Annotated in this window: 11 protein-coding genes and 3 tRNA genes; 7 read left to right on the top strand and 7 right to left on the bottom strand. The window is 43.0% G+C overall.

Annotated features, from left to right (window positions below; translation table 11 throughout):
- Positions 1-90: 90 nt before the first annotated feature.
- On the bottom strand, positions 91-942 hold the full coding sequence (locus BMZ28_RS05050) for a winged helix-turn-helix domain-containing protein (RefSeq protein WP_074821192.1): 852 nt from the start codon (positions 940-942) through the stop codon (positions 91-93).
- 569 nt (positions 943-1,511) lie between these two features.
- Here BMZ28_RS05050 and BMZ28_RS05045 point away from each other — a divergent pair.
- The 7 genes from BMZ28_RS05045 to BMZ28_RS05015 all read left to right on the top strand — a co-directional run bounded on the left by BMZ28_RS05045 (position 1,512) and on the right by BMZ28_RS05015 (position 7,996).
- Complete coding sequence (locus tag BMZ28_RS05045) at positions 1,512-2,039, top strand: CS1 type fimbrial major subunit (protein WP_074821189.1); 528 nt, start codon at positions 1,512-1,514, stop codon at positions 2,037-2,039.
- 82 nt (positions 2,040-2,121) lie between these two features.
- A complete protein-coding gene (locus BMZ28_RS05040; RefSeq protein WP_211201776.1) occupies positions 2,122-4,416 on the top strand; it encodes a TcfC E-set like domain-containing protein in 2,295 nt (764 codons plus the stop codon).
- Positions 4,417-4,444: 28 nt separating this feature from the next.
- On the top strand, positions 4,445-5,131 hold the full coding sequence (locus tag BMZ28_RS05035; RefSeq protein ID WP_074821186.1) for a hypothetical protein: 687 nt from the start codon (positions 4,445-4,447) through the stop codon (positions 5,129-5,131).
- Positions 5,122-5,595 carry a hypothetical protein gene (locus BMZ28_RS05030; protein ID WP_074821183.1) on the top strand — a complete coding sequence of 158 codons (474 nt, stop codon included), beginning with the start codon at positions 5,122-5,124 and terminating at the stop codon, positions 5,593-5,595. The genes BMZ28_RS05035 and BMZ28_RS05030 overlap by 10 nt, the downstream gene beginning before the upstream one ends.
- Positions 5,592-6,155: a CS1 type fimbrial major subunit gene (locus BMZ28_RS05025; RefSeq protein WP_074821180.1), complete on the top strand. Its 564-nt coding sequence runs from the start codon at positions 5,592-5,594 to the stop codon at positions 6,153-6,155. The genes BMZ28_RS05030 and BMZ28_RS05025 overlap by 4 nt, the downstream gene beginning before the upstream one ends.
- Positions 6,152-6,826 (top strand): fimbrial biogenesis chaperone, encoded by a 675-nt coding sequence (locus BMZ28_RS05020; protein WP_047780744.1) that lies wholly within the window; start codon positions 6,152-6,154, stop codon positions 6,824-6,826. Before BMZ28_RS05025 ends, BMZ28_RS05020 begins: the two co-directional genes overlap by 4 nt.
- A 183-nt stretch (positions 6,827-7,009) precedes the next feature.
- Positions 7,010-7,996 (top strand): hypothetical protein, encoded by a 987-nt coding sequence (locus BMZ28_RS05015; RefSeq protein WP_047780743.1) that lies wholly within the window; start codon positions 7,010-7,012, stop codon positions 7,994-7,996.
- 215 nt (positions 7,997-8,211) lie between these two features.
- Here BMZ28_RS05015 and BMZ28_RS05010 read toward each other — a convergent pair.
- The 6 genes from BMZ28_RS05010 to uvrY form a co-directional block, all read right to left on the bottom strand.
- A tRNA-Leu gene (locus BMZ28_RS05010) sits at positions 8,212-8,298 on the bottom strand.
- A gap of 12 nt (positions 8,299-8,310) precedes the next feature.
- Positions 8,311-8,384 (bottom strand) — tRNA-Cys (locus BMZ28_RS05005).
- Positions 8,385-8,418: 34 nt separating this feature from the next.
- A tRNA-Gly gene (locus BMZ28_RS05000) sits at positions 8,419-8,494 on the bottom strand.
- Positions 8,495-8,662: 168 nt separating this feature from the next.
- On the bottom strand, positions 8,663-9,211 hold the full coding sequence (gene pgsA / locus BMZ28_RS04995; RefSeq protein WP_047780742.1) for a CDP-diacylglycerol--glycerol-3-phosphate 3-phosphatidyltransferase: 549 nt from the start codon (positions 9,209-9,211) through the stop codon (positions 8,663-8,665).
- A gap of 62 nt (positions 9,212-9,273) precedes the next feature.
- The gene (uvrC, locus tag BMZ28_RS04990) at positions 9,274-11,106 is read right to left on the bottom strand and encodes an excinuclease ABC subunit UvrC (RefSeq protein WP_074821175.1); all 1,833 of its coding nucleotides are present in this window, start codon (positions 11,104-11,106) and stop codon (positions 9,274-9,276) included.
- Positions 11,099-11,755, bottom strand: coding sequence for a UvrY/SirA/GacA family response regulator transcription factor (uvrY, locus tag BMZ28_RS04985; protein WP_047780740.1), 657 nt, complete (start codon positions 11,753-11,755; stop codon positions 11,099-11,101). Before uvrY ends, uvrC begins: the two co-directional genes overlap by 8 nt.
- Positions 11,756-12,572 lie beyond the last annotated feature (817 nt).

Here is a 12,572-nt window from a genome sequence, read left to right as displayed (position 1 = left end):
TTGTTGGTTCCTTCATCTTATTCTTCCAGTACCACGTCGTCGTTATAGTGGCGACAACACACAGCAGACCTACTACAACCCAGCGTATTTTCATTGAGGCACCATAGAATAAGAATAAAAGCTGTCACAAGAATCGGTCTTTTTTTGGTCGAAGTTACAAATAGCAAAGAACGCCCTATCATTACTTCTAAGAGACTTCTGAAAATCATGGGCATCTTGGACATATGCCAATAAAATATCATTAGGTCCGCAATGCTTATTTTGCGACTTCAAAAAGTACTCACTATAAAAACGATATTTATCTTGCTGGCTCTCATCAACGGGCTCAACCGTGTAGGTTTTACACCCCATAATTGTTGCTAAGTAATGTTGGGTTTTCGTAACCGGTTTGGCCTGATAAAAGATAACCATGACGAATAAAAGTAACGGTAATAGCATAGCGAGCAAGAGGCCCCATTTTTTTTGTTGCCCCGTTTGCCATAAACCTAGCCCCAACCACCGCTTAGGCCGTAATAAAGTGCGTGCTTTACTCTCGATCTCGGTCGCATGATCAATAGAAGAAAGTACACCATGCTCATTACCGCCTTCTGCTACGAATAATGTTGCATCGGAATGATAGACATTCACATCAACCGCTTTATTTAATTTAAAACCAACGCGGTGTACGGTAATAATGGCATCATTAATTCCGTAATCTTTTAATGTCTTACGTAAAAATCCAATATTATGGTTTAGACTATTATTGGAAGCAGGATATCCATTATCTTCCCACACTTTATCAAGCAAATCATTACGATGTACTGGTTTACTTTGTGCCTTAATAAGCTCTATCAATATGCCTGCCTGTATTACAGTCATAGAGATAGCAGGCTGAGTTTTATGCTTAAAACGTAATCCCCCAGACTCATTGAAGATTACGCTGTCATTAAAGATATATTCCATAATTTTTTACAATAGGCTCTATTATTACGCCTAGCTTCACCTCAAATAAAATATTACTTATGCTGCCGAACCATCCTGAAAATTCATCGCAATGAAATTCTAGCCCGAGCTTATTACACATATTTAAATAAGTTGCAATTTATTAATATTAATGAGTTGTTAAAAATTCACCAATAATCAAAAATTCAAAATAAACAATTAATGTAAACTATATGCTACTTAACTTGATTTACCGCTGTTTAATTTGCACCACCTAACATATCGACACATAAATCTTCAAAATTATGCAAATCAATATTAAATTCTGTATTTGGCAAGTTAAATGATCTTATATTCCAAAAAAACATTAACACGACTAAAATGCCCCCCATCTGGAAAGTCTAGAAATGTGGACTAACTGGATAAAAAAATGACTGCGTATTAAATCCAATCTTGGTGAGATAACGTTATAAGTTAGTTACAGAAAATAATATTTATTCATCTATAGCTATCTTATGTCATCTCTCTCGATCGGAAATATAGCGCGATATCATCGTTATGGATGAGTGACTTCCACATGGAGAAATATAATGAAATTTAATCAATACGCACTGATTTTAGGTATGAGCATGTTTTTTGGCGCCGGTGTTGCTAATGCCGAACCAAGCAATCAGCTCCCTAAGACCATTCACCTTACGGCACAAATTAACGATGCGTTATTTGTATCTAAGCCTGATGGTTCAAGTTGGTATGACGTAGAAGAAGTTAGAGCGCTGGATTATAAACAGCAGAAGTTTTCTACAACATTGCCAATTCGCGTATGGAGTAAAAATGAATCCTTTAAGGTGACTTTGGCACAGCCGTTGAAAATGAGCAACGGTAATTATGAAATGCCAAATGCCAGCATCACAATGGATACAAGTGCCGGTTCTAAGCCATTAGCTACAGGCACAACAGTGGAAATCAAACAAACTGAAAAATCTGGTACTGAGTTTGATCAAGTTTATAACCTGAACGTTAAACTTGACGCACCTGTTGCTGTAAATGGTCTGAGTACCAATGGCAGCTATAACGGCGACCTGGTTATGGTATTTGAACCCGTTGTAACAGCAAAATAAATAACCCCCTCAGGCCACTTTATATTAATGAAGTGGCCTTTATGACCTGTTTTACATTCAATTCGCAGGGAATGCATAATTAATGATCATCAAGGAAAAAAGGCTTTCTGCAAAAGAAAGTGTCTACCTGACACTATTTCAGTCGACACTCCTGACGTTTATGCTGACTATTCAGGCTCAAGCTGATGATCGGATCACATTCGTCTATGGCGTACCCGACGGTTTTAGTGAATCTGAAATAGATGATACGGCTAAATATGTTGCGACCATTGATGGTATTACCTTACCGGATTTTATCAGTTATTCACCACAGCTGAATAAATTGGATTTTGATCGGGAAAAATATCGCCGTAACGCGGTTGATCCGAAAATCATTGCCAACCTACAAAAAATATTCGATCAACTAGACTACAAACAGTGTTTGAACGGCTGCGATCTCACTATTGAGGGAAAGCACGTGACCGTGGATAAAACACGACGCGCCATTACATTACGTAGCAGTGAAAACGACTACATTTTGCCTGAAACCTCTCTGGGATTAGTACACAACCAAAACGTAGATATCCGAGCTTCCAGCGAGAATTATCGTGCCATTAACCTCAACAGCAATGCCTGGCTGGGTATGCCATGGCAAAGTTTTGGCTATCTTAACTGGTATAGCAACTACGCCAGCATGGGTGAAAAGAATACGCACAATCAAGGCATTTCAACCTACTATATACAAAAAAACTTCTCGTCGACCTATTTACGCGCAGGCCGACAGAACAGTATCGACTTTGCCTCTGATAGCATCAGTACCACGCTATCTCCCAGTTTTGACCAATTTGTTACCATTGGGAGTCAATCAAACCTTCGAATTGGCGACGGTAAAGGAGAATTGGTTCTGTTCTCCACCGCTGAAGGTAACTACGAGTTTTATCGCGATGGTCGAATGATTCTAAAACGCCCCGCAGTACTGGGACGGAATACCATCAGTTTTAACGATTTACCCGGCGGTTACTACTCAACCGAGGTTCGTCTGGTTGACCGTAACGGCAATACCATTAGCCGTGAAAACCATGCCATCAGTAATGTTAATTATAGCGGTTATCCCGGCTATATGGCCTGGCATCTGACGGCAGGAAAAGATATCAGCAATGATGGCAATTTATTAGAAGGCGGACTGAGCCGAGATTTATTATGGTTTTTCTTCAATGGTACCGCTATTAGTGGCTCCGAAGGTAAATGGGCTACCGAAGGAAATATCAGCCGCCCCAGTACATTCGGGGGTATCCAAGTATCACCAACTCTGGGGGTGATGAGCGGTGAAAAAGGCAACGGCGGTTATCTCAACCTGTCATTATATGGTAGCGAACTGGGTAACCTTTCCTACAGCCGCTATCAGCATAGTGATGTGTCCTATTATAGCTACGGTACATCAAGCAGCGCTTTATCTTACAGCCGTGGACTGGGAAACTCGCTTATTTCCTATAACTACAGTCAATTTTCCAGCAGCGAATCACATCAAATCGAATTGCGTTGGAACTATCGTCCTAATGGACTATGGTCAACATTCTCGTTGGGGGTACAAAAAGGTGGCTTCCAGCAGTCAGGTAACAACTACGGTATTTTTTTCAATACCACCTGGACGCTTGATCGCATACAGGGCAGTTTTTCTGCCGCCCGTTCAGGGGGACAAACTCAACTTAGCGGTAACTATCGGCATATTAGCACTGATACATTTGGCACCACCACATTGGGTACCACCGTCAGCCGTATTAATGACCTGAATAACGTTAACTTGTATGCCACTCGAGAAGGTAGCCGTGGCGATGTGTCACTTAATCTGGGCCGTAGTGCGAACAGCAATAATGCCGACTTGAATTACCGTGGCATGATTGCCGCCAATACTCAAGGTGTCGCTCTGGGTCGCTACAGTAGCAGCGGTTCAGCCATGCTGCTTTCTACTCCCATGTTGCAAGGTATTGACTACGGTTTTGAAGTTGAAGGAGCACCCGTTGGTAGCAATAGTGTTTATGCTATTCCCATCAAGAGTTACAACGATATCACTTTTGCCCGCGTCAATAGTCAGGATAACGATCAAGATATCAACGTCGAAGTACCGGCCAATATCCCTCGGGCGCATCCTGGTCAAGTTTACGCCGCTAAAGCCAGCGTGGATATCAACCTCCTTTATAACGGATTTCTGCAAGATACTCAGGGAAATCCGGTCAGTGGCACCATCCGGGAAACTGGTGATGTCGCCTACCCCAACGGCTTATTTTCCATCGCCAGCAAACAGCTGTTACCGACTATCGATGTCGAAAATAAAAACCGGCGCTTCCGCTGCGATCTGAGCCAATCCCATAACAACTTTTACACCTGCTCGGCACTGTAGTACCGAGCAGGGCCTTATCGGAGTCATTATGAAAAAAACACTTTCACTTCTTATCCTACTAGCCAGCCTCAACGGTTTCCCGCTTAACGTCAATGCCGGACCACAGTTGATGGTGACACCAATCAGCATTAAAGTTTTTAACCAGCATGAACAGCGCATCTCTGTGCGGAATACCGGCGATGCCCCACTTTACCTCACTATCTCTCTGGCAAAAGTGGATAACCCTGGTGATGCACAGGAACATAAGACGCCAATTCAACAGTTACCTCATCCGGAACTTATGGCCACGCCAAATAAATTGACGCTTGGACCAAACCAATCGCGGGATATTTTACTTACCTCGTTGAAAGAACCAGCCAATGAAACAGTGTATCGGCTTTATGTTGTCCCGGTTAAATCCTTTGAGGTCAGCGGAGCTCCTGACGATAAGATTACTGCCCCGATGACGCTATCCGTAGGGTATGGCGTATTAATACGTCATCTCCCTGCCCCGGCTAATCAGCGTCCTAAGTTAGGTCATCGTTGTGAAGCCAATAAGATTACCCTGCTTAACAATGGCAATGTTCGTCTGCTTCTTGAACAGGTAAAAATGGCTTCTGCCAACAGTAACGCTACCGAAGTCATAGCACTATTTCCGGGTACGCCACAAACCCTGAAAACAAGAAAATTGAGTGCCGACTTGGACGGTAAACGGATTGAAATAGTATGTCCCTGATCTTTTCACGTTGTTTTGGCGTATTAGCCGCCCTCCTGTTAGCACAACATAGCTATGCCGGTGGTTTGTTGACCCTCTCTCAGGCTGAGTTGACGATCCCACAGCAGGGTCATTTGCCGGAATTGGTGGTGGAAAATAGTGGTGATGCCACGCTGTATCTGGATATCCAGCAACAACTGCTAACAAATCCAGGCCTTCAGCCGGAGACGTTAATTGGCGTTGGTCATGTCGAGTCTCCATCCTTGTTGGTCACACCATCAAGGCTGGCTCTTGGCCCCGGTCAAAAAAGAACGATGCAGCTACGCGTGCTTTCACAGCCAGAAACAACTCAGGTATGGCGTATTACATTCCGCCCCCAGCAAAATCTGAATGTTATCACGACAGGGACAACCCCGATCCGAACGCCTTTATTTATCAGTATTGGCTATGGCGTGGTGATTTATCAAATAGGGAGCCAATCATGAAAATAACTTGCTCAGCAACCTACATATTACTATTGGCGTTAGTAGCATCCACCTTTGCCTCGGTAGCCAATGCCGCTATCATCATGGTAAAAGGAAAAACGTCAAGCCGTGTTAGTGCTACCATCATTAAGCCCAATCGCCTCTTTGTTAATGACATCAACGGTGGCTGGTATACGCAAGAAATGGAGATGTTCCAGCAAGGTGGTGCAAATTCTCCCTATCAAATTGAGTTACCACTCCGCATTACCTCCAGTACCGGTATCTTTCAGGTCAGCTTGGATCAGGCATTAATACTCCGCCATGCACAAACGCCTACCCTGCAATTTCAGGTGGCCGAAGTCAGCATGGCAAATGTAGACAGCGCAGCAAAAATATTATCCGTAGGAGCACCGACAGTATTCTATAATACCCCGTCAGCAGACCCCTTACAGGATACCATTGGGGATTATAGCCTCGCCATTAGCGCTCTACCGCCTGAAGGGGATTTCAAAACTAATGCCGGTATTTATCAGGGAGAATTAAGACTCACTTTTGAACCTGTTGCTAAGGCCGTGCCATGAAGAGCCATTTTTTACTGTGGCTCACTTGCCTGAGCAGCATATATCTTTCCATTGGTACCGTAAAAGCGGCAATCGACATTTCGCCAAAGCGTATTGAATTGAGGGGTAACACACCTCAAACTATCAAGGTGAGTAATAATGGCGATAGAATTGAATATGTCACGATCTCAACGTCGTTAGTCACCAATCCCGGCGTTCACTTTTCCAAAGAACAACGAATTCCTATGGGGTTGATCTACCAGCCTACGCTCTATGCCTCGCCGTTTAAACTACAGCTCAATCCACGACAGCATAAACTGATCACACTGCGGCCATTAAAAAGTGTGGATAAAGAAACGGTCTATCGCCTCAATGTTCGCCCAATAGTACAACTTCATGGCACATCGGCAGACCGAGCAACAGCCAGTATCGCTGTGAACCTAAGTTTCAGCGCGATAATACGCCAGCGACCAGAAAGAGAGAAAGTACAGCTTGATGTCCAATGCGAACAAAAAGGCGTTCTCCTTACGGCAACGGGAAATGTCCACGTTGCTCTAAAAGGAATCCAGACCGATGGCAGCACCCCTGAAGATATCAATATCTACCCAGGAACCCCTCAACGCTTATCGGGTAAACATATTTCTCTACCCGGTTATGGCGGCTGTCTCGCCGGTCAACGTATGGAAAAATAATTATGAATATCATTATTCTCAATCATCGCCAGCCGCAGCATATCTCTCCTCGGCCATGACCTGATAAGCAGCTTCATCGCTGCAATCATAACGAGTGACATAAAAAATATTTTATCGTGACATCAAATTTTATTCGCCGCTTAAAACCATAGTTTTAATTTATCTAATCTGAAAGGGAGCATCATGAAGTACCTTTATTCTTTTTTCGCCTTATTACTGATTAGCCCCAACTCAGCTTATAGCATTCAACTTGCGGGCATGCCTCACAACGTCATTTCTGGTGTCAGTAATTGCCTAATGACCAACACCGGCAGCGATACTTGGCAAGCCAGCTTTACAGCAAACTGGGCGCTTATGGGTAGTATTCCACCGGATCGCGATTGGGGTGTCCGTACCGGACGAGGCTTTTTGATTTTCCAATATGACAAAAATGGTACCCCCATTAAGGCTTATTTTCCTCCTGATAATATCAAAATGAATGGTCATGCCCCCATAGGGAGTAACTATGGTACTTACACCAACGGCAATGGTTATTTAACCTATGGATACAATTACTCTCCTGAATGGAACATCTATGATCCCTATACGGCTGACGTTGTTATTAACGTAAAGGATGCTAACGTCGCGATAGTGGCTCTGTATCCCACTAACGTCTATTCCAGTGGCATCATCTACGATCAGGTTGGCGCGGTATATTTTGCTGCTTCACAAGCAACACAAACTTGTCAACTGATGGATAACCCTAATAAGCCACCGGCAATCGTTAACCTTACGATGAATGCCCCTGACTGGGACTTAGGTGAAATTGCCGCAGGGAAACAACAAAAAGTGATGACCAATGCCGCCGATCGTCTCTGTATCAGCTATCTGTCTACGGAAAGTGCCGGTAAGGATTTTATTGTGACTGCAACCAATGCTAACGGAATTGTTAACAATCGCTTTGTCCTCAAACACAATCTGAACCCCACTAGCCTACTTCCTTATACTTTAACGCTGGATAATATGGGCAAACAGATTCTGTTACCGAACATCAACAATTCCAGCATAAGATTTGAAGACAGCGGCAATCAAACCTGCTTTACCCCTACTTTTGATTTGTATGGGAATGAGGATCAGGAATTAGGCGACTATAGCGATGTGATCAATTACGAGATCGTGACGAAGAGTTAATTTCCCCTTATTCACGGCTCAGGCAAGGTGACTATAGAAAAGAAAGCCGTTCACCAGACATAAATAACAACGTTTAAAACTGGCCTGCTAACCCTGTGGGCCAGCGCTGTTTGGTCATATGGATATCGAGACCATTTACCGCAACAGCCAAATTTTAGACGAAAAAAAACTGCCTTTTGGCAGTCATGAATTACTTAAACAGCTAAAGATAATAATGGTGCCCGGGGCGAGACTTGAACTCGCACGGCGTTGCCGCCGAGGGATTTTAAATCCCTTGTGTCTACCGATTCCACCACCCGGGCATAACAAATAACTGGAGGCGCGTCCCGGAGTCGAACCGAGGTAGGCGGATTTGCAATCCGCAGCATGGCCACTCTGCCAACGCGCCTAACTAACATTAACATTCAATCAGAACATTAAATTGGAGCGGGAAACGAGACTCGAACTCGCGACCCCGACCTTGGCAAGGTCGTGCTCTACCAACTGAGCTATTCCCGCGCCTAAACAATCATATCATGGTTCATTTTAGAACCTGCTGATTTAACTGTATTATCTTTTGACTAGTCTGTCCGTCATCAGATGCTGAGCATTCTACTTACCTGACGAGGTGAGTCAATAGAATTATTACAACATTTGGTTCGTTTGCTGCTTTTTCCGACGTATCGTCTATGGTTCCAGCAAATCATTGCGCGAAGCCTTCAAATACTGGAACATCGACCAGAAGGTTAATATCGCCGCAATATAAAGTAAAACAAAGCCCAGGATCTCAATAATCGCATTGGGATGCCAAAGTAAACCCACCAACGAAAGCATTTGAGCCGACGTTTTGACTTTACCTATCCAGGAAACGGCAACGCTACTTCTCTTACCAATTTCCGCCATCCATTCTCTCAGGGCAGAGATAATGATTTCACGCGCTATCATGGTCGCAGCCGGTAGAGAGATCCACCAAACGTGATAATACTCGGAAACCAGCACTAGCGCCGTCGCTACCATGACCTTATCAGCTACCGGGTCTAAGAAAGCACCAAAGCGGGTAGTTTGCTTCCATCGTCTGGCCAGAAAACCATCAAACCAGTCGGTTACCGCTGCAATCACAAAAATAGCCGCGCAAACCATCGGAGCCCATTGATAGGGTAGATAGAAAGCCACAACAAAGAATGGAATCAAAATAATACGGAAAAGCGTAAGCAGAGTGGGTATGTTAAATTGCATAGTACTCGGGTGCTCTATTGCTCAAATAAAGGGTGGCTTATGTATATGTTGCTACATAGTCCTCAGTGTTTCAATGCATTGTGTATCTTTTCTGCTAAAGATTGTGAAATTCCCGGTATTTTTGCGATCTCATCGACAGTCGCATTCAATAATGGTTGTAATCCGCCCATATATTTTAGCAACATCTGACGACGTTTAGGGCCAACGCCTTCAATATGTTCCAAGGCACTGGTATTTCTTACTTTTGCTCGGCGCTGACGGTGGCCTGATATCGCATGATTATGTGAATCATCACGAATATGCTGAATCACGTGTAATGCCGGTGAGTCAGGAGGCAAAGAGGTCCCCTCGCCTTCCGCCACAAAAAACAGCGTTTCCAAGCCAGCTTTTCGATCGCTGCCCTTGGCAATACCAATCAGCAATGGTTTTGTTTTATCCCAACTCACGTCAAGTTGCTCAAAAACATCAAATGCCTGACCTAACTGCCCTTTACCACCGTCAATAAAAATGATGTCGGGAATTTTTTCATCCGACAATGCCTTACCGTAACGACGTTTCAACACCTGCGCCATTGCGGCATAGTCATCGCCGGGGGTAATACCGGTAATATTATAGCGGCGGTACTCAGAACGCAGAGGGCCGTTGCTATCGAACACCACACAAGAAGCAACGGTCTCTTCCCCCATGGTATGGCTAATATCAAAGCATTCCATGCGATTGATCTGCGGCAAACCTAACACTTCGGCCAACGATGCCATACGCTGATGAATCGTGGACTGTTGTGAAATTTTGGTTTTCAACGCAATCTGGGCATTGGTACGTGCTAGTTTCAAGTAGCGAGCACGATCCCCACGAGGTTTACTTTGTATTTGGATTCTACGCCCGGCAACTTCAGATAGCGTGTCTTCAAGTGCGCTTTTATCCGGTAAAGAAAAGTCGAGCAAAATTTCTCCGGGTAAAGACCTTGACTGACTACCCTGTAAATAAAACTGCCCAACAAAGGTTTGAACCAGTTCATCCAGATCAGTACCTTTAGGAATTTTTGGATAATAACTACGGCTGCCCAACACCTTCCCTTGACGGAGAAACAGCACGTGCATGCAGGCCATACCCGACTCATAAGAAACACCGATAACATCTAAATCATCACTGTCCCCTGAGACAAACTGCTTTTCAGTCACGCGTCGAATAGCCTGAATCTGATCGCGAATGCGAGCCGCCTCTTCAAAATTAAGGGATTGGCTGGCTTGTTCCATACTGGTAATTAATTGGTTAAGTACCTGCTGATCTTTACCTTCAAGGAATAAGCGAACGTAGTTAACCTGCTTTTGATACTCTTCGTCACTCACCAGTCCGGCAACACAAGGGCCTAAACAACGTCCAATTTGATATTGCAAACAAGGACGTGAGCGATTGCGGTAGACGCTATCTTCACATTGGCGGATAGGGAAAAGTTTTTGTAGCAGTGCTAACGTTTCACGAACGGCACCTGAATTAGGAAATGGCCCAAAATACTCCCCTTTCGCGTGCTTTGCTCCCCGGTGTATTTTCAATCGCGGATGTTTATCAGAACTAAGAAAGATGAGTGGGTAAGATTTGTCATCACGTAACAGAACGTTGTATCGAGGCTGATACAGTTTGATGTAGTTATGCTCAAGCAATAAAGCTTCTGTTTCGGTATGGGTAACGGTGACATCAATGTTGGCAATACTTTTAACCAACGCTTCCGTTTTGCGGCTGCTTACGTTTATGCGGAAGTAGCTGGATAATCTTTTTTTGAGATCTTTTGCCTTCCCTACATAAATAACAACGCCAGAGATATCGTACATACGATAAACCCCTGGCTCATTAGTTACATATTTTAAAAAAGCTTTACTATCAAAACCGTCAGTCACTATTTAACAATTTCTCTGAAGTCACAATACCATGACGTATAGCAAGATGCGTCAGTTCAACATCTCCACTAATATTCAATTTGCTAAACATCCTATAGCGATAGCTATTCACCGTTTTCGGGCTAAGATTCAGCGTCTCCGCAATTTCATTAACCTTTAAGCCTTTAGTAATCATCATCATAATCTGAAGCTCACGCTCAGATAAGCTGGATAATGGCGTATCTGCCTCTGGTTCTAATTGGCTAAGCGCCATTTGGCGAGCAATCTCAGCGCCAATATAACGTTGACCAGAAGCAATAGCACGGATCGCACTAATCACTTCCTGAGGTGTTGCACCTTTACTCAGATAACCTGATGCCCCTGCTTGCATAACCTTTGCCGGCAAAGGGTTTTCGGTATGAATGGTCAGGATAATCACTTTAATATCTGGAGAATAACGTAAAATTTTACGTGTCGCTTCCAGACCACCGATACCTGGCATATTCATATCCATTAACACGATATCAACACTATTAGAACGGCACCACTTTACGGCATCCTCACCCGTTTGGGCCTCACCAACAACTTTTATTCCTTTAATATCTTCCAAAATGCGTCGAATCCCTGCGCGCACCAATTCGTGGTCATCAACAAGAAGAACGCTTATCAACAGAAAGTCTCCAAACAAAAAAGAATTTGATCGCGATACTTTTAATCGTAGTTCGATCCATCATAAAAAAAGTTTAACTCATTGACAATAATCAAAAAAATACTCTTATACTTTAAGGATTTTTTTGGCAACAAATCATCCTTTAAACATAATTCAAATGTACGCAATGCGGCTTAGGTTTACATATCTTTCTTTTAAACTCAATGAAAAGATGTCGTACCCAGTTATTACCTTCCTGATAATATCAAAAATACAATTATCCGTCTGTAATGATTGTGTAATATCTAAATTAATCAAACTAATACTCTATGATATCAGGTGGTTCCATTGCCGGTTTAAAATCTTATTCGCACCTCTAAAATCCCCAAAAAAATAACATTGACGTCTTATTAATTAGCAGGGAAATAAATAGCCTGTTAATGAAATAAATATTCACATTTTAGAAAAGAGAGCACCGACCAAATGTTTAAATACTACGTTTTATCACCTACACCATATCATATTGATTTATTAATTATTATTTAAAAAGCGATCAATAAACCATCAATCATAAAAAAATACCCACTGCCAATCTGTGAACAGATTTAAAAAACCATCGAATCAAAGTTAACGGCAAAGTACTCAGGTAAAAATCATCCCTGATGATTTTATCGCGTTCACTCTGATCCCCCTCTTAATCCACAAATGATAAGTCAACGCATTAAGGACACTAGCTTTGCTGGTTTCAATTGATTTGCTACTTCTCAGACCAGCATCGACCAAATAAACCCAACTAATTGAAAATATTTAACTATTTTATAGATAGGGAAAATCTTAT

Origin of the sequence: Pragia fontium DSM 5563 = ATCC 49100 (assembly GCF_900112475.1) — a bacterium.
GTDB classification, from domain to species: domain Bacteria; phylum Pseudomonadota; class Gammaproteobacteria; order Enterobacterales; family Enterobacteriaceae; genus Pragia; species Pragia fontium.
This window is presented reverse-complemented; position numbering and strand designations above follow the sequence as displayed.

What these genes read in the sequence shown, in the direction of transcription:
- BMZ28_RS05025 (WP_074821180.1), top strand. Translation starts at nt 5,592, where the DNA reads ATGAAAATAACTTGCTCAGCAACCTACATATTACTATTGGCGTTAGTA.
- pgsA (WP_047780742.1), bottom strand. Translation starts at nt 9,211, where the DNA reads ATGCAATTTAACATACCCACTCTGCTTACGCTTTTCCGTATTATTTTG.
- BMZ28_RS05040 (WP_211201776.1), top strand. Translation starts at nt 2,122, where the DNA reads ATGATCATCAAGGAAAAAAGGCTTTCTGCAAAAGAAAGTGTCTACCTG.
- BMZ28_RS05030 (WP_074821183.1), top strand. Translation starts at nt 5,122, where the DNA reads ATGTCCCTGATCTTTTCACGTTGTTTTGGCGTATTAGCCGCCCTCCTG.
- BMZ28_RS05045 (WP_074821189.1), top strand. Translation starts at nt 1,512, where the DNA reads ATGAAATTTAATCAATACGCACTGATTTTAGGTATGAGCATGTTTTTT.
- BMZ28_RS05020 (WP_047780744.1), top strand. Translation starts at nt 6,152, where the DNA reads ATGAAGAGCCATTTTTTACTGTGGCTCACTTGCCTGAGCAGCATATAT.
- BMZ28_RS05050 (WP_074821192.1), bottom strand. Translation starts at nt 942, where the DNA reads ATGGAATATATCTTTAATGACAGCGTAATCTTCAATGAGTCTGGGGGA.
- BMZ28_RS05015 (WP_047780743.1), top strand. Translation starts at nt 7,010, where the DNA reads ATGAAGTACCTTTATTCTTTTTTCGCCTTATTACTGATTAGCCCCAAC.
- BMZ28_RS05035 (WP_074821186.1), top strand. Translation starts at nt 4,445, where the DNA reads ATGAAAAAAACACTTTCACTTCTTATCCTACTAGCCAGCCTCAACGGT.